The organism is Afipia sp. GW822-FHT03D08, from assembly GCF_058801645.1.
This window is the reverse complement of the sequence record NZ_JBXANK010000002.1, coordinates 671479-694406: the sequence shown is the minus strand read 5'-3', so window position 1 is coordinate 694406 and position 22928 is coordinate 671479. Positions and strand designations below refer to the sequence as shown.

The window sequence follows — 22928 nt, the reverse complement described above, 5'->3', positions numbered from 1 at the left end:
GCAACGCCACGGCGATAGCCAGAGTGAGCGCCAAGGTCACGAGTGCGAAGGCAAGAGGCCACCGCAATGCCGCGACGGCGCGTTCCCCGCGCGCCATGACCCGCAACGGCCAAAAGCGGATGTCTATACGGTCTGGATCCATAGCAAATCTCCATTCATAATATAGGTTTATATTCCTACATCACGAATGTCAACGGGGATGTCTGTTCACAGGTTTCGTTCGGATGCGCGATCGTTTCCAGTTGAGTTAGTTACGCCGCAGTGTAGCGCTTAATTCTATCAAGCTTTTTGGCTGGGCTTTCACTCTTTATTGCTTCGATCGCACATGCTCTCACCCGAAAATAGCGCTGCGCAGTACGTCCGCATGTCAACTGACATGCAATCCTATTCGATCGCAAACCAGTCCGATGCCATTCTGATTTATGCTGCACGCAGAGGATTGACGATTGTGCGCAGCTACGAGGATGTCGGACGAGGCGGAGTGCGCCTTGACGGCCGCGCAGGGCTCCAGGCTCTGCTGTCCGATGTGTGTTCTGGAAGAGCAGACTACAAAACTGTCCTTGTCTACGATGTCAGCCGCTGGGGGCGCTTCCAGGACAGCGATGAGAGCGCACATTATGAATACTTATGCAGGCAAGCAGGGGTCAACGTCGAGTACTGCGCTGAACAGTTCGAAAATGACGGCAGTTTGACCGCCGCACTCCTGAAGAACATCAAGCGTGCGATGGCTGGCGAATATAGCCGAGAACTGTCCGTCAAAGTGCAAACTGCGAAGATCCGTTTGGCCTTGAAAGGCTTTCATCTCGGGGCACCTCCAGGTTACGGCCTTCGCCGCATGCTCGTCGATGAACACCGGACGCTCAAGGGTGAGCTTCGCCGAGGTCAATGGAAAAACATTCAATCGGACCATGTTATTTTGATCCCAGGTCCGCCAAACGAGTTAGCAACGATCGAGCGCATCTACGAAATGTTTCTCGATCAGGAATTGGACGTACGCAAAATCGCAGAACAATTGACGACCGAGGGAATCCCTGCTGCATCAGGAGGTCCGTGGACTTACAATACAGTGCGCGCAGTCCTGTCGCATGAAAAATACATCGGGACTGCTGTATATAGCGTGACGTCGAAACCAATCGGTAAAAAATGGCAACGAAATCCGAAGAAGGATTGGGTTCGCTATGAGGACGCGTTCGAGGCCGTTGTACCTAAGGATCGATTCAAGAAGGCGTCTGAGCGGCTAGAGCAACTGGCCCAACCCCTGACAACGAACTGGATGCTCGATTGCCTAACAGCGCTTTGGTGCCAGCGCGAACATCTCAGCTCAGAGATAATTAGCGAATCAAAAATAGCGCCCAGTTGCCACACATATCAGGCCTATTTCGGGAGTTTGTCTAAGGCGTATCACTTGATCTGCTTCAGGAACCGGGAGAGCCTTGGATACAACGCAGACCTCCGCAAGCAAATTATCTCCGAAATGAAAGCGGAGATAATCCGCCGAGGGGGAACGGTTGAGGTCTTCCCTTGGAACAAGCATGTCATCGTAAACGCAGAGCTCAGAGTCAGCATATTCATTAGCCGACTAAAGAACACGGGTCCGCGTATCTGGCAGTTTGGCTATAGATCTGGGACGAAACCCGACATCGTCGTGGGCGCGAGGATCATGAGGCGAGGCGGGCGGGTTGAGGACTATTTCATTCTACCCTTTATGTTATTGCCGCACGGAGCGTGGATCACGACGAGCGCATCTAGTGGGGCAAGGCTCGATAGGTTCCGAACGAATAATCTGGAGCCGCTTTATCAGCTCTGTGCGCGCACAAAAGCCGTTGCGCCGCAATGGTAGACCTACGAGATCAGAGAAGGGCGGAAACCCGTAAGCGCAGGGTGCTGGAGAAGCTTGGAGGTGACCAAAGAGAAGTCATCAAGCACGGTCGGATCGGCCGGTTGTTGGAGCAACTAAGAGATGTCGTTGCAGATGAGACATTTAACAGATTTATACATACGCGTGGAATTCAATCAGTTCCAAACATTCTAGGCCCTCAATCTTCGCTCCCTCCAGACCTTGATCGTAGTCTGGCGTTTGTTGTTTCGTGGAGGTTCTTTGCGCCATTTCTGTACGACCCTGTGACAGCAACCTATCTGGAAATGCGCTGGCCAGGATTGATCATTGAAATGAAGGATGTCTTTATTGACCTAGTGGCAGATGGACCATTTCCTCATGAGCCGCGGGGGCGGGATCGGCGGTCATTCTGAGGTTGACAGCCGAGGCGTTATGCGTTCGACAGAGCAATGCAAACTTTCCTGTCTTTTCTCTTTTGTCTTTGCGCAACTGCAGCATCTGCGATAACCGGCAGCCGCTCCGCGCCGAGCAGCGATGTTGCGCGATCTATCGTCACCGTCGTCGCAGCCGGCGGCGGCGTCTGCACCGGCACGATGATTGCGCCGAACATCATTCTGACCGCCGCGCATTGCATCGCGCCCGGCACGGCCAATCGCGTGATCGACTATTCATCGAAGCCGCCGACGCTGATCGCACCGCAGCAGGTCGCGGTGCATCCGCAATACAATGCACAATCCATCGCGGCGCACCGGGCGACGGCGGATGTCGCGCTGCTGCGCTTGTCCGCGCCGATGCCCAGCAAGTCCGCTGCGCCTGTCGGCGTGCCGCGCATTCCCTTTACGCCCGTCTCGCGCTTCACCGTCGTCGGCATCGGATCGACAGTCGCCGGCAGCGATACCGGCGTGGGCACGGCGCGCGCCGCGCCGCTCGCCGTGACTGGCCAGCCGGGCACGTTGCAGGTGCGCCTGGTCGATCCGCAAACCCAGAACAGGAGCGCGGGCATGGGTGCGTGCACCGGAGATTCGGGCGCGCCCGCGTTCGAGAATCAGGATGGCCGAAGCGTCATCACCGGCGTGGTGAGCTGGTCGACCGGCGCCAACAACGCCGCAGGCTGCGGCGGCCTCACCGGCGTGACCCCGCTCACATTATATAGAGACTGGATCGTAAAGACCGCGCGAAGCTGGGGCGCGGGGTCGTGATTTGACGAACCGTCAACGCGAGAGACTATCCTCCGACGGAAGGACCCGACGATGCGCCATGCCCGCCACTTCATCTTGGGTTGTCTCGCGGCAGGCGTATTGCTTGTTCCTGTCACGGCTCCCTCGGCGCTCACCCAGCAGCTGGACTTGAAGACTCCACAGCCGCGTCTCGACAATTCAAAGCTAAAGTCGGTTGCACGTCCTCGCCCGGCAACGTCCTGTGCGGAATACGGTGCCGGCTATGTGCGCGTGGAAGGCACAGGCAGTTGCGTGCGGCTCGGTGGCGGCATCAACGCCGGCGTCGGCGGATCGCGTTGAGGGCCATGCAAGAATGTCCCATGTTTTACGAACCATGTCCTGTCTGCTCGCTGTCACCATTTGCGCGACGATGACTTCTGCATCCGCGGCACAGGAGAAGCGGCCCGGCATCAACAAAACGCACACGCGCAGTCATGCAACGGCGCCACGAAAAGCAGCGAGCCCGCGGTCCTGCTCCGAATTCGGCGCGGGCTTCGTGCGTATGCCTGGCTCGGATAGCTGCATTCGCTTTGGCGGCGGCGTCGGGATGGGCTATTCCATGCCGTGAATTTCGTCAGGCCCGGATGACGTCGCCCACCGCGAGAAGATCGTGCCGTTGCCGGACTCTTCGCGCGGCGGCCTGGTGACGCTCTGGCATCGGCCGGTATTAATGACCCTGCCCGCGATGCCGCCACTTCTTGCGCGGATACACCGCCGGCTTCTTCACGTATTGCTCAGCCTGCCGCTTGCGCGATTCCTCCAGCGCCCGCTGATACCCTGGTGAGCTCATGATGTTCGCCGCTGCGCCGCCGCGAGCGGAAGCCGCGACGGCGAGAAGCGGAACAGCGCACATTGCAAGAAGCAGTATGGCGGCAAGATGCAGATTGCGTTTCATCTCGATCCTTGGTTGGCCGTTGCCTGAAATCCAAGCATCTCCGGCTCGAATACCTGTGCTGTCAAACTGGTGAACCGGCTCACGCCGTCGAACGCCTGCTGCGTTTCTGGCATGTGAGGCGGACCGCCTGGTCTGCAGCTCTGATATCGCATGACCTTCCCTGTAATTTTCCCGAATTTCCCTGTTCTTGGAAATAACTTCCCTGTTAGTTGTTTTAGTCAATTTTAAAAAGAAGGCGGTTTTCGACGTGGTTTTCGCCGTCCGTTAATTCCTGAATGCGTCTAATTCGCCGATTTCCCTGTAAAATTCCCTGTTAACAGGGAAATCAAGCTGAGACGGGTGCGATTACCACTGGGTCGCCAGCCAAACGTTCCGGATTTCGGAGAATTTCTTTCTTTTGTGAGAGAAAGGCCCGCCAATAGAGGGCTTTTTAAACCCACTGAGTCTCTCCAGAGACCGGAATCGAAACCGTCACCTTCCCAAATTGGTCGGCATTCTCTGGCCAACCATTGAAGAATTCCCGTTTTCTAGAGTCTCGTTCCAGAGACAGAAGAATAAAACCACTGCGTGACGTCCATGCAGTGGTTCGGGCGTCGCCACTTAGCAACTGATCTGATCGATTGGTGTCGTTCCATCTCGTAGTGACTTACGTAGGTTTATCAACACCGGTTCGGAGCATGACCAAAATCTGCTTTGCGATCGATGCCGGTGTGTCGCGATCCTTCTTGTACCAGAACAATGACCAGGAGAGGGCCCCGATCAAGGTGAGGCGGAGATAACGCTTATCGACCTTGGGGCGCAGCGGGAGCTCCTCGATCAGACCCGTGAAGATCTTTTCATATTCATCGCGCAGGGAAATGACCCTAGCCTTGATGCTTTCCGGGTAGTGCCAGGGAGGCATTACGAACAAGACCTGGTTTGCACGCCGCCAGTCGAGCAACCCGGTAATATGCGCAATACACGCTGTTTCCATCCGCTGCCATGGATCGGTTTTGAGCGCGATCGCATCGGTCACGCGGTTGAGCAGTTCGACCCCGCCTTTCTCCCAGACGGCCCAGAGCAACTCCTCCTTGGAGTCGAAGTGATAATACATCGATGCGGGCTGCATTTCGGCGGCGGCCGCAATGTCACGCATCGATGCTCCGTCGAATCCCTGCTTGTTAAAGAGCGCTTCGGCGACAGAAATTATTCGTTCCCGCGCCTGCTCACCCTTTGTCAGCTTCTGCTTTTCACCTGGCATCTTGTTGCCCGATTTGGCTTTTTTTGCCTTAGCCAGTGTCGTCGACGCCATGGAGGACCTCTTTTCGCAGCGCTTGATTTTCTAACGATCGTTCGGTAATAAATATTCTAACAGTTGTTCGATAATAACAGTTAACTCCAGATGAGGAAGCCATGGCCGTCCCCGCACGTCTAGATAAATTCGTCACAACCGAGAAGCAGCGGCACTTTCCCAAAGATTTCATGACCGGTTGGGAAGACTATGAGACCTGGGCAGACGCCACCGTTGGCCAATCCGGTCCCGCCCAGCGCACTTTCGTTATCACCGAGGAAGATATCCTCGACTACAACAAGGCATGCGGCGAAACCGATCCGCTGATGGTCGATCCCGACTATGCCCGCAAGAACTCGCCGACCGGCGAGCTGTTGCAGCACCCGATCTTTGTCACCACGATTGCCTTTTACAGTCTCGGTGAAAAGGGCATCGGCACCTGGATCCGGACCCCCGGCGCACGCAACCCCCAGCAGCGAATTGAGATCATCGAGCCGTTCAAGTACGGCGAGGTCATTACAACGACAGTGACCACTTCCCAGAAATTCGTTCAGCGCGGCAAGCCTTACCTGCAGATGCTGCTCGACTTCCATAATGAGAAGGGCGTGCTCAAGGCGCGCTGGTGGTGCTCGCTGATTCTTCCCGAAACGCAGGCTGATGTCGCCCGCTTCGCAAACGCCTGATCGAGGAGCTTTTCAATGTCCAATCCAACCTTCGGCGAGATCGACACCGGCTACGCGTTTCCGGGCGTCGCTCAGTCCTATGCTCAGTCCGCCATCGATCACTACGCGCTCGCATCGCTGGATATGAACCCTGTCCATACCAACGAGGAATGGGCGGCGCGCGCCCAGGTTTTCGGAATGCCGATCACCGTCGGGCACGGCATGATGACCATGTCCACTCTCGCATCGGTAGTGACGCGGGCATGGGGCGCGATCGGAAAGAACGGTGGCTCCATCCGCTACGTCGATGCCAAGTTCACCAAGCCGGTGAAGGTGGGTGAAACGGTCACCGCGACGGCCAAGGTCAAGCAGAAGCACTTCAATGGTTCCGGCAAGAACTGGGTTCAGGTGCTGGTCGAAGGCAAGGATTCCACCGGCGATCTGATTGGATTTGCCGAGGTCGGCTACAACCTTCCGGATTGATTCAGAAAACACGGGGCCGGAATTTCCGGCCCCGCCCTGCGACGTGCTGCTTCATTGAACAAAATAATCAAACGTACGATCGTTCGAAGAATAAACGAGCGACAGGGAGAGCGCCATGCCGAGCCGTATCGGGGACGCGTTGCATTGGTTTGCGACGTACACGCCACGGAAGACAGCCATTATATCTAGTCTGGGGTCTCAGACATACGAACAACTGTGGTCGCGGGTGCGCCGTCTGGCGAACTCTCTCTCCGGGATTGGAATCAAGCCGGGTGATCGTGTTGCGCTGCTAATGCAAAACGGCAGCCGCTATCTTGAACTTTATCAGGCGGCGGCCCTGATGGGCGTGGCTGTTGTGCCGCTCAATTTCCGCTTTGTCGCAAGCGAGATCGAATATGTCGTCAACCACTCCGGTGCGAGTGCGCTTGTGTACGACGCTGCGTTTGGTGACACGGTCAGCTCGTTACGCAGCAAGCTCCCCTCGATTGGTGATCGCCACATCGTTTCCGACGGACCCGGCGGTGAGGGTGTCTATTCTTACGAAGGATTGATAGAATCGGGCGCCGAGGTGGTCCCTGACGTTCCAGCCGATCTCGAGGCTTGCTATTTCCAGGGCTATACATCAGGGACGACCGGCTTCCCGAAGGGATGCGTCAATCCGCACCGCGCATTTGCGGATTGCCTGCGCCGGATGGCCACGATCTACGGCATCACGGCGAATGATCGCGAGTTTGTGGCCGCGCCGCTTTTCCATGAAGCGCCTGCACTGTTTTCACTGCTTCAGTTATTTTGCGGGGGAACGGTTATCGTCACCGGCGATACCACGCCGGCGAATGTGTTCAGCATGATAGATCGCTACAAGGCGACATGGGCTTTCATGGTGCCGACCATGTGGGCTGCGATGATGACGAGTGACGAGATCAACGAGTTTGATCTCGGATCGCTACGCATTGTCATCAGTGGCGGGTCTCCGCTGCAGACTCATACCAAGGAGGCCATCCTCAAGCGCTTCCCTCATGCGGGCCTCAACGAATTTTATGGCGGCACGGAAGTCGGTCTGGTTACCAACCTTCCTCATCAAGATCAGTCCCGAAAGGTGAGGTCGGTCGGACGTCCGGTGATCGGCATGTTTGTCGAATTGAGGGACGAGAACGGAAAGGTCGTGCCGCAAGGCGAAGTCGGCGAAATTCATATCGGCGGGGCCACGCTGATCCGGGAATATTACAACAATCCGGAGGCGACCGCCAGCGCTCGCAGCGGCAGCTTCTTCACGCTGGGCGACATGGGCCGATTCGATGAAGAGGGGTATCTCTACATCGTGGATCGCAAGAAGGACATGATCATCAGCGGTGGCGAGAACATCTTCCCGAATGACATCGAGGATGTTCTGTACAAGCACCCGGCGGTGAACATGGTCGCAGTCGTCGGCGCGCCGGACCCGAAATGGGGAGAGATTGTCGTCGCGGCTGTCGTGCTCAAGCAGGGGCACTCCGCAACCGAGGCGGAGCTGATCGCGCACTGCAAGGAAGCTCTTTCGAATTTCAAGGTCCCCAGGAAGATTGATTTCCGCGATCAGCTTCCGATGTCGTCCTTCGGAAAAATCCTGAGGCGCGACGTGCGCCAGCCTTACTGGGACAAGCAGGAGGTTCAGGTCTGACCTGACCGCCTGACCAAACGATTTCGGACAAGGCCGGCATCGTGTCGAAAGAAACAGAAGAAACCAAAAACATCACAATGCGAGAGAGGAACGTCATATGAGGTCAGCCAACTATCTTCGCACTTACATGCTAGCCGTCGCCGCGGCCGCGATTGCGGTGGTCGCGCAGCCCGCTGGCGCTCAGCAAACTTATAAAATCGGAGCAATGCTCGATGTCACCGGCGGCGCATCCTTCCTCGGAAAGCCGGAACACAACGCCGTCATGCTTGCGGTGGAAGAAGCCAATCAGGCCGGCGGCATCCGCGGCAGCAAGGTCGAACTCGTTTTTGAAGACAGCAAGAGCACGGAGACCGATACGGTGCTTGCCGCGCGCAAGCTGATCAATCAGGCAAAGGTCCTCGCAATCGTGGGGCCAAGCCGGACCGGTGGCGCGATGGCAGCCGTTCCGATTGTCACCGAAGCGGAAGTTGCAATGTTGTGCCCGGTGTCCGGCGTCGGCGTGATCGAGCCGGTTGCCGAGCGCAAGTGGGTGTTCCGTCCGGGACAGGGTGGCGATCTCTCGGTGGCCAAGGTGCTCGATTACGCGCGCCGCGCAGGATGGAAGAAGCTGGGCATTCTCTATTCCGCCGATGCCTATGGCGAGGATGGGCGCGACAACATGCGCAAACTTGTCAAGAGCGCTGGCGTTTCTCTCGATCGCGAGGAATCGTTCCCAGCCAATTCGACCGATCTGAAGCCGCAGCTTGCCAAGCTGAAATCGGCTGGCGTCGATGCGATCTTCATGCATGGCCTCGGCGCGCCTTCGGCCATCGTCTACAAGAATGCGCGCGAACTTGAACTGGCTACTCCGATCATCTCCGGGCATGGCCAGGCCAACAGCGCATTCCGGAATGCCGTTGGTGACGCGGTGATAGGGCAGCCGATTGTCGGTGCGCCTGTTCTGGTGTGGAGCGAGTTGCCGGGCTCGCACCCGCAGAAGAAGGTTTCTGAATCCTTCGTCACTAAATACAAGGCAAAGTTCGGTATCGCGCCGGACATGTTTGCGGGCGTCGCGTATGACTCCGCCAATATGGTTCTGCAGGCGATCCGGGAAACCAGCGGCGAGCGCGCCCAGATTCGCGATTGGCTCGAGAACAAGGTGAATAATTATGTCGGCGTGACCGGGGTCTTCAACTTCACCTCTCAGGACCACGGTGGACTGAAGAGCGACGCGCTGGTGATGATGATCGCTGACAAGGACGGCTGGCGTCTCGCCGATTACGAGAAGTAAGCCATCATGGATTGGGGCGCGATTCCGCAGTTCCTCGCCGGAGGACTTGCCATCGGTGCGGTGTATGGACTGATCGGCGTCGGCTTCAGCCTGATCTACAGTACGAGTAAGGTCATCAATTTCGCACAGGGCGAGTTCGTCGTTTACGGCGGACTCGCGACTGTGTCGCTGACCTTGTTCGACATTCCCGCGTCTGTCGCCCTGCCACTATCGCTTGCCGCCAGCATCGTCATGGGCGGAGCGTTGCAGGGACTACTGTCGACCGCGCGAAAAGGCAGCAATGAACTGACTTACATCATGACCACGATCGGCGTCGCGATCGCGCTGCAAGGCCTCGCCCATCAGATATGGGGAACAGACTACAAGACGTATGCGCTGTATCCGCAAGGTGCGATCAAGGTGCTCGGCGCGAGCGTCAACTACGCAACGATCACCATTCTGGTCATGACCGCCCTGGTCTGCGTCGCGTTATGGGTCTTCCTGTTCCGCTCCATGATCGGGAAGGCCATGCGTGCATGCGCCAATGACAGCCGCGCGGCCCGGACGGTCGGCATCCGTCCGCGGCGCATGGTGTTGCTCGCCTATTTGGCCAGCGCCGCCATCGGCGGTCTCGCCGGAATGCTGATCACACCCTCGCAGATGATGTCTTACGACAACGGCGTCATTCTCGCTATCAAGGGCTTTACGGCCGCAATTGTCGGCGGATTGGCCAATCCGTTCGGTGCCGTGATCGGCGGGCTCGTGCTGGGTTTGCTGGAAGGGCTGGGCGTCGGCTTGATATCGTCGGACTTGCAGAATGCATACGCGTTCCTCACGCTTTTGGTGATCCTTCTCGTCCGGCCGCAGGGCCTGTTCGGCCGCGCCGAGCCGGGATCGGCCCGATGATGGTGCGATCTCTCATGCCGGCTGTAGCGATGAGGCAGGGGCCCATGCTGGGCATTCTTGCTTTATTTGCGATTGTTCCGCTTGTTTCGCAGGATCCTTATGTCCTGGGCGTGTGGACGTTCCTGCTTCTCAATATCCTCGTCGTCGTGGGATTGGATCTTCTGCTCGGATACGCCGGACAGCTTTCCCTTGGCCATGGCATCTTTGTCGCGATCGGCGCCTATGCGTCCGGCCTGCTGACCACCAAGGCTGGGTTTTCTGGCTGGGCTGCGATGCCCGTCGGCATGCTTGCTGCAGCCCTGCTGGCAGCGATCGTGGCGGTCCCGACGCTTCGACTGCGCGGCTACTATCTGGCGATGGCGACGCTGGGTTTTCCAGTGATGTTCGACGCGGCTGTCCGTGTGACATCGCAATGGAGCGGAGGCTCTTCTGGAATCATCTCGATTCCCCGGCTCAAGATCGGCGGTTACATCCTGCGCGATCCCTTGGTGTATTACTATCTCGTGCTCGGTGTTGTCGCCGTCGTACTTCTGGTTGTGTGGAATCTCGCCAATTCGCGTCTTGGCCTGAAGCTGCGGGCGATCCATGCCGATGAAACGGCAGCTTCCGCGCGCGGGATCAACGTCACCTCGCTCAAAGTCATGGTGTTCGTCGCGAGTGCCACGATCGCAGCGCTGAGCGGAAGCCTGTACGTTCACAACGTTCAATTCGTGGCGCCCGATACGTTCGGCCTCAACTATTCCCTGACACTGGTCATTATGCTGGTCGTGGGCGGAATGGGGCGCATCTGGGGCGGTATCCTCGGTGTCGTCCTGCTGGGCTGGATGCCCGAGCTATTGCGTGAGGCCGCGACATGGCAGCCAGTGATCTTTGGATCGATCTTGGCCATCATCATGCTGTTCGCACCCAGCGGACTGGCCGGATTTGTGCGCAGACGCTCGTTCTTCTTGCCCGAGGAAGCGCCGGCCGGGCCGCCATCGAAATCGAGCGACAAGCCGGTTCTGGCGGTCAGAGATATCGGCAAGGCATTTGGCGGTGTGCAAGCGGTCAAGGGATTGAGTTTTGACGTGCGCGCGGGTGAGATCAAGTCGATCATCGGACCGAACGGGGCAGGGAAATCGACTGCGCTTGCGCTGATCTCGGGTGCAATCGCCGTGGACAGCGGCACGATCAAACTCGGCGGACAGCCTGTCGAGCAGACACCGGCCTATCATCGCGCGCGTCTCGGGCTTGGGCGCACATTCCAGCATGCCCGATTGATCCCGACGCTGACGGTCTACGAAAACATGGTGCTGGGGGCTTCGGTGCTCGGTACCCGCTACGACGCCGAGGCAAGCACGATCTTGCACCATCTCGATCTGGTGCACGTCGCCCACGCCTTTCCCGGGGAAGCAAACCAGTACGAACGCAAGCTCATCGAGATCGGCACGGCGTTGGCCGCAAGTCCCGCTCTTCTATTGCTGGATGAACCCGGAGCCGGTCTGTCGTCTACGGAAATTGAAAAACTGGCTAAATTGTTGCGCGAGCAGAAAGAAAGGGGCTGTGCCATCGTTCTGGTCGATCACATCATGAGTCTCGTGATTCCGCTTTCTGACAGCATTCTGGTGTTGAACAGCGGTAGTCCGATCATGGATGGAGAGCCGGCAGAGGTGATCGCTGATGCCGAGGTCCGGCGCGCCTATCTTGGCGAGAGGAGCGATGTCCATGCTTGAGGTGCGGGGACTTCAGGTTCGCTACGGAACAATCCTTGCGGTGGAGCATCTCGATCTTCACGTCAATGCAGGCGAGATCGTTGTTATGATAGGCGCGAACGGCGCGGGGAAATCCAGCGCGGTTAATGCGATCACCGGGCTTGTACAGCAGGTAAAGGGTGAGATCAGCTTTGGCGGAGAGGATGTTTGCCGATTGGATGCGGCGGAGCGGGTCCGGCGCGGTCTCGCGCTGGTGATCGAAGGGCGTGGTATTTTTTCCGAGATGACTGTTCGCGAGAACATCGAGCTTGGTGCCTTTGCCAAACCTGAATTGCGTGGGTCATCGTTACAGTCAGCGATTGACCGCGTCGTCGCGATGTTCCCGCGGCTCGGTGATCGGTTTTGTCAGATCGCCGGAACCTTAAGCGGCGGCGAACAGCAGATGCTGGCGATCGGGCGGGCATTGATGAGTTCACCCCGTCTGCTCGTTTTGGACGAGCCGTCCCTCGGACTGGCGCCGCGCATTGTCGATGAGATCGCGGAGCGTTTGGTTCAGTTGGCGCAGAAATCCGGTGTGACGGTATTGATCGCCGAACAGAACGCGGCGCTGGGGCTTAATATCTCTGACCGGGCTTATGTGCTGCAGCGCGGGCGGGTGGTACTTGAAGGATCGGCATCCGAACTGCGAGCTAATACTGATCTGATGCGGGTATATCTTGAGGGCTAACTAAGCACCGGTCGAAGGCAGAGAAAGCCGAGCGGGCATTGCTGTCCAAGCGTGAGGCGCCGCTACGGGCGATCGCTGCCAAGCTGCTGAACGACAAGCGCCTGGATGGTTCGACGGCCGTGACTGCTTCGGAAGGCCGTGGCGCCTCCCAATAGAGGACGAAAACCTTAGTCGTGAATAGCCCGGCGGCGATGGACTTCGGCGCGGGCTTAGCTGCGAGGGGCCGGTACGTCCCCGTCCGCCGTGGTTTCGGCGGCGTCCACGTGGTGGTCTTTCATATCGACACCATGCAATCGAATGTGCTCGCCTCGGCTCCCAGTTCTTTCAAATTCTTCGTAAGAAACATCGTCTTCACAGGTATTGGCAGCTCTTGAAGTTACCACGCCAAAGAAATGAGCGCCCGGCTCGCGCCGCGCAGATGGTCGCGCAATGAGCTGTCCGCCGAAATGAGCTGTCCGCCGATTACCGGCAGATGCGAACAGCGGCAACAACGCAGCGCAACGGCAACTAGCAAGGTGCGGTCCGGCCCGACTTCATATCATCGCCCATCGCGACCTTCACAGGGTAAGCATGATCTTTGCAACCGTCGGCGCTTCATCGAGCTGCACCCAATGACCCGCGTCCACCACATGGAGCTCAGCTCGCGCAAACTTGCCGCGTAGATATTCGGCATAGCTCGTCCGAAGATAAGGGTCTCTGTCGCCCCATATGATACGAACGGGGATATCGAGCTTGGCCAATTCGGGAATGCGCCGAAGGTTGTGCTCTTCCTCCGCCAGCAGCCCGCTAACCATTTGACCGAAAGCCGGAAGTGCACTTGGTTGCTGGCTAAAATTATGGTCGATGATGGGTCCAAGGAACGACATATAGTAAGCGCGGTGCTCTTCGCTCAATTCTTTCTGAAATATCTCGCGCTGGAAGTGCATGATGAACCTGAATATCTCTGGCCGTTGCAGAAAGGCACGAGTGAGGTTCCGTATTTCTGGTCTCGCAAAAAGCTCAATGAACTCGGGATGGTCGAGATCATTGGACGTACTGTAAACCGAGTTGAGTATGACCAGCCCCGACGTCATTTCGGGATGGTTTAACGCGAAGTTGATGGCCGTCGGTCCCGCTGAGTCATGCGAGACTGGGACAATCTTGTCCAGGTTCAGCCCTTTGACCACGGCCTCCAGGTCGCCAAGCTGCTGAGCAAAGCTATAGTGCTGCCCAGCAGGCTTGTCAGAATCGCCATAGCCCAGAAAATCAAAGCTCGCTACTTTCCGGCCCGCGGCAACCAGCAATGGGACTAGATCGTCGAAGATGTGCAGATTGTCGGGAAAACCGTGCAAAGGCACGAACGCCGGACCTTTGCCCTCATATTCACGAACGCGGACAGACCCTGCGTCGCGAGCGACCCGGTGTTCCGTGTAACGAGGGTGTGGAATTCGCGAGACTGCTGGGTTGGTCATTGTTGTTCCTACACGGGATAATTTAGCTTCGATCAGTTCCTTTGTGTTGAAGCGTCGCGCTCGCATCGGGGCGCTCTTCGAGGACTTTCGAGCTCCGCTCTAAAGAGGTATCGCCCGATAATCGCGCGATGGATTGCAATAAAATGACCTTCGTTGGATAATTCCAACGCTATAACTTATCGAGCATTGCCACATCGCTTGCTTTTCGCAGCACAAGCGTCTGCTGCCAATTACCCCTTGCTTCGGTAAAGGTTCAGTCAGCCAACTTCTCGGTCACCACCATCTCAAGCAATCTTTGTCGTAGCTCATTCTTGTTCTTGGTGCCGTTCAAATGCTCGAATTGTTGCTGAGCCTTGCGCCAAAGAGGGGAGGCGTCAGCGTGGGTGCGACGCCCCTTTTCGGTGAGTTCAATCAGCCGGCTTCGACCGTCAGTAGGCGACGGCCTGATCGTGATCAGGCCGTCCCGTTCCAAAAAACCGACCATCTTCCCCATCGCCGTGCGTTCGACGTCGAGCCGTTCGGCGAGGGCATTTATCGCAGCGCTTCCAGCCTCGTTGAGAATCGCCAGCGTCAGGAATTGCGTGATACGCAGGCCTGTCGGCTCGAGATGCGCGTCATAGAACCGCGTGATGCGCCTGCTCGCCTTCCTCATGGCGTTGCAGTTGCAATCGTCGATCCCAAGCGGTTGGTTGATCTGCTTCATTTTCATTTCTCTAGGCTTCGGTGACGACCTCCGCCTGCCGCGTCAGACAAAAGCCTTCTTGTGCTTCTCGATGAAGGCCGGCACTGAAAGCGCGGGAGTACCGGTGATCTTCTCAATGTTGTCGTTCGTCCCCGCGAAGATGCCGTCTCGATAGTTCTGAGCAACTTCAACGAGATGTTGAACCAGGAACGGGGGAAACTTGTAAAGCTGCTCCATCTTCTGCTTGAATTCCTCGATGGAGGTCGGGGCATACTCGATCTTCGCACCCAGAGCCTTGCTCATACCGGCGGCGATCTCCGTGTGATTCAACTCAACCGGGCCGTGGAGCGTGTAGATCTTTCCTTCGTGACCTTTCGGATTGGCCAATAGATGGGCGATTGTGCGCCCTTGATCCTCGGTCGCGATTGGGGCATGACGGCCGTTCTCGAACGGGAATTCAATCTTCTTCTTGGCCCAGATTTCCCTGGCGAAATGCGGATAGACCAGCCAATCGGCGAAGAAGGTGGGGCGGAGATGGGTGGTCGCGACTCCTGACCAATCGAAGACGCGTTCGGAAATCCAGTGATCCTGTGCCGCGTGACTGGTCGACTCCCGGCGCGCGGAGATCTGCGACATGTTGATGATCGCTGTGACGCCCGCTTCCTTTGCGGCCTGCGCGAAATAGGCGGACGCGTTAATAATGCCGGGCGCTATAGGGTGGAGAAAATAGGCCGATCGAATGCCCTCCATCGCCGCACGGATGGCGTCGATCCTAGTGAAATCGCCAATCGCGATCTCGACACCGCGAGCCCGTAGTGCAGCGGCCTTGTCGCCGTCCGAGCGCACGTAGGCCCGCACGCGCTTGCCCATTTTGAGCAATTCGTTGATCGCCGCCCCTCCGGTACGCCCTGTGGCCCCACTCACAAGAAACTCGGCTTCACTCATCTTCGTGATCCTTTCTGATATAGAGGCATATGCTCTTAATTCCATAGATAGAAGCATATGCTCTTAAATGTCAAGTGACTGTATTAGCCGCTCCCAGCGGTTTGAAAAATGAAAGTCATTTCAGATAGATAGAATAATGGACGCAGCGTTCCCGGAAAGGTCTAGCTTTCGCAGTCTCTGAGCGCGTAGCCTCGGTAAAGGCATTGGTCTTTCAGCGTCCTTTGAACGGGAAACTCGGGCGTGGCTTGTTCGCCTTGTACGCCTCAGCCGACGCTGGCATCGCAAGTTTGACATCCTCACTTTCGAACAAGGGTAATACGATGTCGAACATGGCCTCGTCAGCCGCCGATATGCCACCCGTTGCCCAGATGCGCAGGAGTGCCTTATGCGCAGCGTGAGCACGGGTTGCCCCTTCCGCGAGTTTGGCAGCGAATGCTCTGGCTTCTTCGAACAATGAACCGTCAGTTACGATATGATTGACGATGCCGTATTGCTCCATCACGCGGGCTGACACTCTTTCCGAAGTCAATGCCCATTCCATCGCTTTCGATCGGCCCGCACGCTCGGCGACCCGATAGATGCCGCCAAGGAGCGTTACAATCGCGAGCGATTGCTCTGGGTGACCGAGTTGTGCAGTTTCGCTCGCAAAAATCACGTCAGCCCGGATCGCAAGCTCAAGACCTCCGCCGAAGCAAAGGCCTTGCACTGCGGCTACCGTGGGGATCGGAATTCGTTCGAACCGGTTGAACACGTTCATGTAGCGTTCGAAAAGTGTGCGTAGCTCACGCTGATCCATGTCTGGCCACGGCACAATGTCGCCGCCAAAGCTGAAGTCGGGTCCCTCGGCATGGAGCAAGAGTGCTCGCGCTTTGCTGTTTCCAATCGCCGTCACGGCTTCTTCGAGCTCGCCGACCATTTGCGGAGATAACCGATTTTGCGGGGGGTTTGACAGCGCAATGATGGCGAGCTCGCCATCGATTCTATGTTTCAAATGGGCCATGGCTTGGGCCTCTAGTCGAGATGTGCGCGGAACCAGGCGACGGCCGCTCCGCATGCGTTTGGAAACTGACCGAGATAGGGATCGAAATGACCGCCGGGAATCGTCACCAGCTTTTTCGGCTCAAGCGCACGCTGGTAGGCGGACAGCGCAAGATCGGTGACCGTAATGGTATCGTTGAGCGCGACAATCATGAGCAGTGGCGTGGGCGAGACGCGTGGGAGCCACACGCCGGGTTCGTACATGCGCGCGGCCCGAGTCGAGCGAGCCGTGATGTTGTTGTCCCAAACGCCCTGAGGCAGTGGTTGCAGGTAGAAGTCGATTGCATCCTTTGATCGATAGGATGCTGGAACGGACGGATCGGCGCTCACGATCGTCTGGCGCTTCGGATCTTCGCCGCGGAATTGAGCCCGCGCTCATCCTCCGCAAAAGAATTCTCGATCGCAGCGATCACGTCGGGAGAAATACGGCGAAGTCCCTGCTCGTAGCCACTAATGGTAGGTACTTGCGAAACTACGGCGCGAATCCGTCGATCGGTTGCGCCCAGCACGATGACATGCCCGCCGGCGTAGCTCGTGCCCCAGATTCCGATTCGCGTGCGGTCCACCTCTGGCTGGTCTTCGAGAAACGAGATCGCTCGGCGCCAGTCGGCAATCTGACGCCATGGATCAACATCATGACGTAGTTTGCCGTCGCTCGATCCGAAGCCTCTATGATCGTGCAACAGTACCACAAACCCTGTGTCGGCAAACGCTCGGGCGAACTGCTCGAGGCCATGCTCTTTTACGCCCCCGTAGCCGTGAGCCATCGAGATAGCTGGCCTCGGCAATTGCCCGTCCGGCACAAACAGCCAACCTCGCAGCGCGTCTCCGCCTTCAACCCCGAACTGAACGTCGCGACGATCGAGCATTAGCTATCCCAACACGACGGTCTGTCCGCATCGCGGTGAATACCGCCTACGTATGTGTCTCGCGTAACGAAATGGATACGATTTCTTTCACCCCAGGGTCGCTCGACGAAGCCATTAAACCGTGTGCCTTGAGACACAGGAACAAATAGCCACGCCAGACAACCGCTTGCAGTAGACTATCCGTTCACTCGTGGCGCGTCTTGCAAATTACGTTCGGAATTGGACAAACCCAACTAGGGTGTACCGGCTGTAGGGCGCACCAGTACAACCCAAGGGCTGTTGTTCTTGAGTGTGCGTCGGTGAACCCGGGATCAAAGCGAGATCGCGTCGCTCAGGCACGATTCTTAGCAACCATTGGCGGGTCCGACGCTTGCTATTCGACCAAGAAAAATATGACGGTTGGCTCGTTCAATTAGGCTGGAATTTTACAAGAACGTTTCGACGCGGACGACTAGTTGAACGGTGAAGGATAGCGCGGTCATCGCAGCAGTGCTGCTGTTCGTCCGGGTTGTGGGTTTCGAGCATCCGGAGCGATTTCCGCCACCGGAGGCGCACATGTTCTATGAACATCGCGTCAAGGACGTCGACAACAACATTCCCAAGTATCAAGGCTATTTTCCAAGCGAATGGGCGATGGCGAAGATGATAGTGCACGCGCTGTCGCGATGAAGCTGCCAGCGTGGCGCGAAGGAAGGATGAGATCATGATTTCGAAGATTTCCGCTCCCGACAATCGCATCGCTCGCCAAGCCGAGGACCTGGTGCGCTCGTCATCCAGCGCGATGCTCTTCAACCACGTCATGCGCTGCTACTGGTTCGCGGAGCTCTTCGCGAAGCAGGAACAAGCCAAGGCCGATCGCGAATTAATGTTTCTTTCGGCGGTATTGCACGACCTCGGTTTCACCGAGTATGGCCGCGGTCCCGCGCGCTTCGAGATTGAGGGAGCTCACGCCGCGCGGCGTTTCCTGATGGCGAACGGCGTGGCGGAGGCCCGCGCGTGGCAAGTGTGGGACATCATTGCCCTGCATACATGGGATATAAACCTTTACCGGGAAGATGCGGCGCGTTTGGTTCAATTCGGGGTTCTCTATGATGTCATTGGACTGCCCGGGGCGACGCTCGATTCCGACGACGTCGCAGAGGTGGTCAGGCGTTTTCCGAGGCTGGGCTTCAAACGTGGCTTCCACGAGTTGCTGTGCGAAGAATTGGCCAACAAACAACCGTACGAGCACCGGTTGCATATCTGCACGTGCATAGCGCATCACCGGATGAAGCCAATAACGATTCCCGATGGACAAGAACTCCTGAACGGTGCGCCGTTCGACGAATGAGCGGGGCTACGCCTCGGTCGGGATGTTTTCAAATGAAATCGGGTGGTAACTGCCATGAACCATACAAAATCTTCGTTCCTTGCGGACACGGCAACGACAAAGTACGTCGATGCCGATGGTGCGCGCCTCGCCTATCGCGTGATCGGTCCTGAAGGGGCGCCGCCGCTTCTGCTTGCTATGCGGTTTCGCGGTGTGATGGATGAGTGGGATCCCGCTTTTCTCGAAGCGTTGGCAACGAAACGCCGGGTTTACTGGTTCGACAGTGCAGGCTTGGGTCTCTCGTCAGGAGAAGTGCCGGACAGCATTCCGGGCATGGCGCGTGTGTTGATCGCTCTCGTCGAGGCGTTGGAACTTGGCCCGGTCGACATTCTCGGCTGGTCCATGGGCGGCTTTGTCGCCCAAAGCGCGGCCTTGCATCGGCCGAATCTCGTGCGGAGCCTCATCGTCGCCGGCTCCGGTCCAGGGGGCGTTCCCGAGGCGCCGGCGACGCCGCCCAGTGTGCTCGAAATCGCGGGAAAGCCTTCCAACGTTGACGCGGACTTCATATACCTCTTTTTCCCGGCGACACCCGAAGGAATTGCTGCCGGGCGCGAACATCTGGCGCGCCTGGGCAAACGCGCGGAGCCGGCCGAACTCAGGCTCACCGGCGAAGGCGTGGCAAGGCAAAGCGCAGCGATTGCTTCGTTCCAGGGACGTGATGCGGTCTATCCGCATCTGGCGAAGCTCTCGATGCCCATTCTCTATGCAAACGGCGCGCATGACATAATGGTTCATGCGTACAACAGTTACGCTGCCGTCCAGCGCGCGCCCAATGCCGCGTTGATACTTTATCCCTGCTCGGGCCACGGTTTCTTGTTTCAGCACTACGCGCGGTTTGCGCGCGACGTGCATCAGTTTCTCGACGCGAACTAAGGCGTGCGACTTGCTTACCGGTTAAGAAAACGTAGCAAGAGATCACTCAACTCCTCTGGTGCCTCTTCCGGGACCATGTGGCCGCAGTTCGGAATGATATGCGCTTCGAGGTTGGTGACGACGCGACCGACACTATCGGAAGTCTCGTCGCCTCGTCCACGACCCGATCCACCGGCAACGGTCAAAACAGGTAGGGTCAGCTTACCGTCCTGCGCGATACGCGCTTTTACGAAGGCGGAGGATATCTCGGTCGTTCGGTAATACTCAAACCCGCAGCGCATTGCTCCGGCTTTAGAGTAGCAACGAACATATTCAGCCAGATCGGACGCGCTGACAGCGCCAGGTCGCTCGCTAAACTCGTCGTAAAACCAGCTGAGATAAATCTCCTCTCTGCCGGCTGTAAGCGCTTCGGGGAGGTGCGGCGTGCGGTGGAAGAGGTGGTGCCAGCGTGCGCCGCCTTGACTTGATCCGGCGGTCCGGCCGTCACCAGGAACAACGACATCGACGATAGCGAGTTTTTTGACGCGCTCGCGGGCCAGCAGTGTAGCCGCGAAAGCGACCGGTCCGCCCCAGTCGTGCCCGACCAAGCAAAACTCGTTCACCCCCAGTGAATCCATTAGTTCAACAATATCGCCAGCGACACTGGCGTTATCGTATCCTGTTGATGGGCGCGAGCTGTCGCCCAAACCTCTAAGATCCGGCGCAATCACGCGATATTGTTTCGACAGAATTGGCATGACGTGGCGCCAACTATGCGAGGTGTGGGGCCACCCATGGAGAAGAACGACTGTTTCGCCGCGTCCCTCTTCCAAGTAGTGAAGCTTGACCTCAGAAAGTCTCGCAAAGCAATCCGTTACCATTGCGCCTTCCCGTTCAGCTCTATGGTCGCTCGACACGAAGATCAGTACGGCTCGCGCCAAGCAAATGTCACGCGTCGACGTCAGTCGAGTGTGCGAGGGCCTTCTGAGCCTCGAGATCAGCGAGCCGTTGCGTGAGCGCGGCGTGGACAAGCTCGTAGGCATCGCTGCCGAGCGTCAGTCGCTTGGGCGCGGGGTTTTGATCGGCCGATGCAATAATCGCCGAGGCTACCTTGCGCGGATCACCCGGAAACATGGCGAGGCCAGCGGAGGCCACCAAACGGCGAAAATCGCCGACAGGTGTCTTGTCGTAGACTTCCAAAACTTGGCCCGCATCTGCGCTCGAGGATGCGAAGTTCGTCCGTGACGCACCAGGCTCGACCAGCGTGACCTCGATGCCGAACGGAGCGATCTCCGGGATCGTGCCTTCGAAGAAGCCCTCAATGCCCCACTTGGTCGCAGCATAGATGCCCATCGTCGGATAGGCCGCCTGACCTACTGAGGACGATATCTGAATAATCCGACCGCCACCCTGGCTCCGCAAGCGCGGGATCGCTGCGCGCGCGACGTGGATCGAGCCGAGAAGATTGGTATCGAACTGGCGCTCGATTTGGGCGTCCGCGACTTCCTCTGCCGCACCGAAGAGCGCATAGCCGGCATTGCTGACGACGACGTCGATTCGCTTCAGTTCGGCAAAAGCCCGGTCAATAACCGTGCGCACGGCGGTCGCATCCGCTACGTCGAGGACGCCGACCCATAAACGGTCGCCGTATTTCGTCGCGAGGTTCTTCAAGGCGTCGCCTTTGCGAACCGTGGCGGCGACCCTGTCGCCACGCTCGAGCAGAAGTTCGGCCAACTGCCGACCGAAGCCGCTGCTGGCCCCCGTGATAAACCATGTCTTTGTCATTGAAGGCCTCCGTAGGTCTGATGTTGCATTGTAGGTACTCCCTCCATCAAACGTGCCACCACACTGCCGGCCATCGTCTGCGACTTCCGGCCGGTAAAAGCGACGAACTCACTATGCCAAATACGCTCAACATTGCTTCGGCCATCCGCCCAACTAAGGGCGCGCATCCGACTGGGCAGACACATCCCGCACAATGGAACTCACCTTCACATCGCTCCGCTGATCGGGTCGCGAGGTCTATGCGCGCAGGATCGCGATTTAACCCTTGATGAAAGCGAGAAGGTCGGCGTTGATTATGGCCGCTTGTGTTGTGGGCATTCCGTGAGGGAAGCCCTGGTAAGTCTTCAGCGTACCCTTACTTGCGATCTTCGCGCTTAGAGGGCCCGAGTCTGCGTAAGGTACGATCTGATCGTCGTCTCCATGCATGACCAGGATGGGAATCTCGATCTTCCTGAGATCTCCAGTGAAGTCGGTCTGCGAAAAGGCGACGATGCCATCGTAGTGGGCCTTGGCGCTCCCCATCATGCCTTGTCGCCACCAATTCTGAATAATTCCTTCGCTAGGCTTCGCCCCAGGTCGGTTAAAGCCGTAAAAAGGGCCTGCCGGCAGATCACGATAGAACTGTGCGCGGTTGGTGGCGACTTGTTGCTGCATGTCGTCGAACACTTGCTTAGGCAGTCCGCCGGGATTGCCTGGTCCTTTCACCATAATGGGCGGGACCGCCGCGATCAGAACCGCTTTCGACGCTCGGTTCTGTCCGTGGCGGGCGAGATAGCGTACAACTTCGCCTCCGCCGGTCGAATGGCCGACGTGAACCGCGGCGTTCAAGTCGAGATGATTGACCATGGTCGCGAGATCATCCGCATAGTGGTCCATGTCGTGACCTTCCGCGATTTGGGTTGAGCGCCCATGCCCGCGACGGTCGTGCGCAATCACGCGGAATCCCTGCGCGAGAAAAAACAGCATCTGAGCGTCCCAGTCATCGGACGACAATGGCCAGCCGTGACTAAACACGATGGGTTGGCCCGATCCCCAGTCCTTGTAAAAAATACTGACCCCGTCCTTAGTTTTGACCGCTGGCATGATAGTTCCTCGAGGTGATGTTGGCCGGTGAAGCTCGGCTCATCTACTCCCTCGGTTCACATGCTTTCTTGCACAATCCCCACGAATTTGGACAAATGGCACCGTTAACGTCCTACGCTTCGTGGTGTCGAGCGGAGAGCCTTGGATGATCAAGCCAGAAACATTGGCCAATCGGCAGGCGTTGCACAGGTCGTCTCGATCTTTATCTACGGTCGGCGCGCGAGAATGTATGAACTCGGTCGAACACGCACGCCGTCCAC

General features: G+C 57.6%; 24 protein-coding genes. 13 read left to right on the top strand and 11 right to left on the bottom strand.

Annotation, left to right across the window (positions count from 1 at the left end):
• The first annotated feature begins 325 nt into the window (after positions 1 to 325).
• The 3 genes from AC1RM7_RS18195 (at position 326) to AC1RM7_RS18185 (ending at position 3354) form a co-directional block, all read left to right on the top strand.
• On the top strand, positions 326 to 1840 hold the full coding sequence (locus AC1RM7_RS18195; RefSeq protein WP_492838968.1) for a recombinase family protein: 1515 nt from the start codon (positions 326 to 328) through the stop codon (positions 1838 to 1840).
• Between the two features lie 446 nt (positions 1841 to 2286).
• Complete coding sequence (locus AC1RM7_RS18190; protein ID WP_492838970.1) at positions 2287 to 3036, top strand: S1 family peptidase; 750 nt, start codon at positions 2287 to 2289, stop codon at positions 3034 to 3036.
• A gap of 51 nt (positions 3037 to 3087) precedes the next feature.
• Positions 3088 to 3354, top strand: coding sequence for a hypothetical protein (locus AC1RM7_RS18185; RefSeq protein WP_492943904.1), 267 nt, complete (start codon positions 3088 to 3090; stop codon positions 3352 to 3354).
• 367 nt (positions 3355 to 3721) lie between these two features.
• Here the strand turns inward: AC1RM7_RS18185 and AC1RM7_RS18180 are convergent, their stop codons facing one another.
• Positions 3722 to 3844 carry a hypothetical protein gene (locus AC1RM7_RS18180; RefSeq protein WP_492838974.1) on the bottom strand — a complete coding sequence of 41 codons (123 nt, stop codon included), beginning with the start codon at positions 3842 to 3844 and terminating at the stop codon, positions 3722 to 3724.
• A gap of 751 nt (positions 3845 to 4595) precedes the next feature.
• Complete coding sequence (locus AC1RM7_RS18175) at positions 4596 to 5240, bottom strand: TetR/AcrR family transcriptional regulator (RefSeq protein ID WP_006020052.1); 645 nt, start codon at positions 5238 to 5240, stop codon at positions 4596 to 4598.
• A gap of 101 nt (positions 5241 to 5341) precedes the next feature.
• On the opposite strand from AC1RM7_RS18175, the gene AC1RM7_RS18170 reads away from it, so the two are divergent.
• The 7 genes from AC1RM7_RS18170 (at position 5342) to AC1RM7_RS18140 (ending at position 12594) form a co-directional block, all read left to right on the top strand.
• Positions 5342 to 5902, top strand: coding sequence for a MaoC family dehydratase (locus tag AC1RM7_RS18170; RefSeq protein WP_006020053.1), 561 nt, complete (start codon positions 5342 to 5344; stop codon positions 5900 to 5902).
• A 15-nt stretch (positions 5903 to 5917) separates the two neighbouring features.
• On the top strand, positions 5918 to 6364 hold the full coding sequence (locus tag AC1RM7_RS18165) for a MaoC family dehydratase (protein WP_024921928.1): 447 nt from the start codon (positions 5918 to 5920) through the stop codon (positions 6362 to 6364).
• A 115-nt stretch (positions 6365 to 6479) separates the two neighbouring features.
• A complete protein-coding gene (locus AC1RM7_RS18160) occupies positions 6480 to 8021 on the top strand; it encodes a class I adenylate-forming enzyme family protein (protein ID WP_081758752.1) in 1542 nt (513 codons plus the stop codon).
• Positions 8022 to 8118: 97 nt separating this feature from the next.
• Positions 8119 to 9291, top strand: a complete 1173-nt coding sequence (locus AC1RM7_RS18155; RefSeq protein WP_006020056.1) for an ABC transporter substrate-binding protein — start codon at positions 8119 to 8121, stop codon at positions 9289 to 9291.
• A 6-nt stretch (positions 9292 to 9297) separates the two neighbouring features.
• Positions 9298 to 10176, top strand: coding sequence for a branched-chain amino acid ABC transporter permease (locus tag AC1RM7_RS18150; RefSeq protein ID WP_024921930.1), 879 nt, complete (start codon positions 9298 to 9300; stop codon positions 10174 to 10176).
• Positions 10177 to 10220: 44 nt separating this feature from the next.
• Positions 10221 to 11888 (top strand): branched-chain amino acid ABC transporter ATP-binding protein/permease, encoded by a 1668-nt coding sequence (locus AC1RM7_RS18145; RefSeq protein WP_024921931.1) that lies wholly within the window; start codon positions 10221 to 10223, stop codon positions 11886 to 11888.
• Positions 11875 to 12594: an ABC transporter ATP-binding protein gene (locus AC1RM7_RS18140; RefSeq protein WP_024921932.1), complete on the top strand. Its 720-nt coding sequence runs from the start codon at positions 11875 to 11877 to the stop codon at positions 12592 to 12594. Before AC1RM7_RS18145 ends, AC1RM7_RS18140 begins: the two co-directional genes overlap by 14 nt.
• A gap of 557 nt (positions 12595 to 13151) precedes the next feature.
• Here AC1RM7_RS18140 and AC1RM7_RS18135 read toward each other — a convergent pair.
• The 6 genes from AC1RM7_RS18135 to AC1RM7_RS18110 all read right to left on the bottom strand — a co-directional run bounded on the left by AC1RM7_RS18135 (position 13152) and on the right by AC1RM7_RS18110 (position 17579).
• Complete coding sequence (locus tag AC1RM7_RS18135; protein ID WP_160166483.1) at positions 13152 to 14045, bottom strand: alpha/beta fold hydrolase; 894 nt, start codon at positions 14043 to 14045, stop codon at positions 13152 to 13154.
• Between the two features lie 253 nt (positions 14046 to 14298).
• Positions 14299 to 14748, bottom strand: a complete 450-nt coding sequence (locus AC1RM7_RS18130) for a MarR family winged helix-turn-helix transcriptional regulator (protein WP_024921934.1) — start codon at positions 14746 to 14748, stop codon at positions 14299 to 14301.
• 42 nt (positions 14749 to 14790) lie between these two features.
• On the bottom strand, positions 14791 to 15672 hold the full coding sequence (locus AC1RM7_RS18125; protein ID WP_024921935.1) for an NmrA family NAD(P)-binding protein: 882 nt from the start codon (positions 15670 to 15672) through the stop codon (positions 14791 to 14793).
• A gap of 211 nt (positions 15673 to 15883) precedes the next feature.
• Complete coding sequence (locus AC1RM7_RS18120; RefSeq protein WP_492838979.1) at positions 15884 to 16672, bottom strand: enoyl-CoA hydratase/isomerase family protein; 789 nt, start codon at positions 16670 to 16672, stop codon at positions 15884 to 15886.
• 11 nt (positions 16673 to 16683) lie between these two features.
• The gene (locus AC1RM7_RS18115) at positions 16684 to 17040 is read right to left on the bottom strand and encodes an alpha/beta hydrolase family protein (protein WP_204367757.1); all 357 of its coding nucleotides are present in this window, start codon (positions 17038 to 17040) and stop codon (positions 16684 to 16686) included.
• Complete coding sequence (locus AC1RM7_RS18110; protein ID WP_204367756.1) at positions 17037 to 17579, bottom strand: alpha/beta hydrolase; 543 nt, start codon at positions 17577 to 17579, stop codon at positions 17037 to 17039. Before AC1RM7_RS18110 ends, AC1RM7_RS18115 begins: the two co-directional genes overlap by 4 nt.
• Before the next feature lie 462 nt (positions 17580 to 18041).
• On the opposite strand from AC1RM7_RS18110, the gene AC1RM7_RS18105 reads away from it, so the two are divergent.
• The 3 genes from AC1RM7_RS18105 (at position 18042) to AC1RM7_RS18095 (ending at position 19821) form a co-directional block, all read left to right on the top strand.
• Positions 18042 to 18248 (top strand): hypothetical protein, encoded by a 207-nt coding sequence (locus tag AC1RM7_RS18105; RefSeq protein WP_024921937.1) that lies wholly within the window; start codon positions 18042 to 18044, stop codon positions 18246 to 18248.
• Between the two features lie 34 nt (positions 18249 to 18282).
• Positions 18283 to 18909, top strand: coding sequence for an HD domain-containing protein (locus tag AC1RM7_RS18100; RefSeq protein ID WP_492838982.1), 627 nt, complete (start codon positions 18283 to 18285; stop codon positions 18907 to 18909).
• Between the two features lie 138 nt (positions 18910 to 19047).
• Positions 19048 to 19821 carry an alpha/beta fold hydrolase gene (locus tag AC1RM7_RS18095; protein ID WP_051472554.1) on the top strand — a complete coding sequence of 258 codons (774 nt, stop codon included), beginning with the start codon at positions 19048 to 19050 and terminating at the stop codon, positions 19819 to 19821.
• 14 nt (positions 19822 to 19835) lie between these two features.
• Here the strand turns inward: AC1RM7_RS18095 and AC1RM7_RS18090 are convergent, their stop codons facing one another.
• The 3 genes from AC1RM7_RS18090 to AC1RM7_RS18080 form a co-directional block, all read right to left on the bottom strand.
• Positions 19836 to 20681, bottom strand: a complete 846-nt coding sequence (locus AC1RM7_RS18090; RefSeq protein WP_034460893.1) for an alpha/beta fold hydrolase — start codon at positions 20679 to 20681, stop codon at positions 19836 to 19838.
• Between the two features lie 67 nt (positions 20682 to 20748).
• Positions 20749 to 21585: an SDR family oxidoreductase gene (locus tag AC1RM7_RS18085; protein ID WP_024921941.1), complete on the bottom strand. Its 837-nt coding sequence runs from the start codon at positions 21583 to 21585 to the stop codon at positions 20749 to 20751.
• 258 nt (positions 21586 to 21843) lie between these two features.
• A complete protein-coding gene (locus AC1RM7_RS18080; protein WP_024921942.1) occupies positions 21844 to 22668 on the bottom strand; it encodes an alpha/beta fold hydrolase in 825 nt (274 codons plus the stop codon).
• Positions 22669 to 22928 lie beyond the last annotated feature (260 nt).

Bases quoted from the DNA above. Each gene is read 5' to 3' on its own strand.
- AC1RM7_RS18195 (WP_492838968.1), top strand. From the start codon at position 326: ATGCTCTCACCCGAAAATAGCGCTGCGCAGTACGTCCGCATGTCAACT.
- AC1RM7_RS18190 (WP_492838970.1), top strand. From the start codon at position 2,287: ATGCAAACTTTCCTGTCTTTTCTCTTTTGTCTTTGCGCAACTGCAGCA.
- AC1RM7_RS18185 (WP_492943904.1), top strand. From the start codon at position 3,088: ATGCGCCATGCCCGCCACTTCATCTTGGGTTGTCTCGCGGCAGGCGTA.
- AC1RM7_RS18180 (WP_492838974.1), bottom strand. From the start codon at position 3,844: ATGAGCTCACCAGGGTATCAGCGGGCGCTGGAGGAATCGCGCAAGCGG.
- AC1RM7_RS18175 (WP_006020052.1), bottom strand. From the start codon at position 5,240: ATGGCGTCGACGACACTGGCTAAGGCAAAAAAAGCCAAATCGGGCAAC.
- AC1RM7_RS18170 (WP_006020053.1), top strand. From the start codon at position 5,342: ATGGCCGTCCCCGCACGTCTAGATAAATTCGTCACAACCGAGAAGCAG.
- AC1RM7_RS18165 (WP_024921928.1), top strand. From the start codon at position 5,918: ATGTCCAATCCAACCTTCGGCGAGATCGACACCGGCTACGCGTTTCCG.
- AC1RM7_RS18160 (WP_081758752.1), top strand. From the start codon at position 6,480: ATGCCGAGCCGTATCGGGGACGCGTTGCATTGGTTTGCGACGTACACG.
- AC1RM7_RS18155 (WP_006020056.1), top strand. From the start codon at position 8,119: ATGAGGTCAGCCAACTATCTTCGCACTTACATGCTAGCCGTCGCCGCG.
- AC1RM7_RS18150 (WP_024921930.1), top strand. From the start codon at position 9,298: ATGGATTGGGGCGCGATTCCGCAGTTCCTCGCCGGAGGACTTGCCATC.
- AC1RM7_RS18145 (WP_024921931.1), top strand. From the start codon at position 10,221: ATGCTGGGCATTCTTGCTTTATTTGCGATTGTTCCGCTTGTTTCGCAG.
- AC1RM7_RS18140 (WP_024921932.1), top strand. From the start codon at position 11,875: ATGTCCATGCTTGAGGTGCGGGGACTTCAGGTTCGCTACGGAACAATC.
- AC1RM7_RS18135 (WP_160166483.1), bottom strand. From the start codon at position 14,045: ATGACCAACCCAGCAGTCTCGCGAATTCCACACCCTCGTTACACGGAA.
- AC1RM7_RS18130 (WP_024921934.1), bottom strand. From the start codon at position 14,748: ATGAAGCAGATCAACCAACCGCTTGGGATCGACGATTGCAACTGCAAC.
- AC1RM7_RS18125 (WP_024921935.1), bottom strand. From the start codon at position 15,672: ATGAGTGAAGCCGAGTTTCTTGTGAGTGGGGCCACAGGGCGTACCGGA.
- AC1RM7_RS18120 (WP_492838979.1), bottom strand. From the start codon at position 16,672: ATGGCCCATTTGAAACATAGAATCGATGGCGAGCTCGCCATCATTGCG.
- AC1RM7_RS18110 (WP_204367756.1), bottom strand. From the start codon at position 17,579: ATGCTCGATCGTCGCGACGTTCAGTTCGGGGTTGAAGGCGGAGACGCG.
- AC1RM7_RS18100 (WP_492838982.1), top strand. From the start codon at position 18,283: ATGATTTCGAAGATTTCCGCTCCCGACAATCGCATCGCTCGCCAAGCC.
- AC1RM7_RS18090 (WP_034460893.1), bottom strand. From the start codon at position 20,681: ATGGTAACGGATTGCTTTGCGAGACTTTCTGAGGTCAAGCTTCACTAC.
- AC1RM7_RS18085 (WP_024921941.1), bottom strand. From the start codon at position 21,585: ATGACAAAGACATGGTTTATCACGGGGGCCAGCAGCGGCTTCGGTCGG.
- AC1RM7_RS18080 (WP_024921942.1), bottom strand. From the start codon at position 22,668: ATGCCAGCGGTCAAAACTAAGGACGGGGTCAGTATTTTTTACAAGGAC.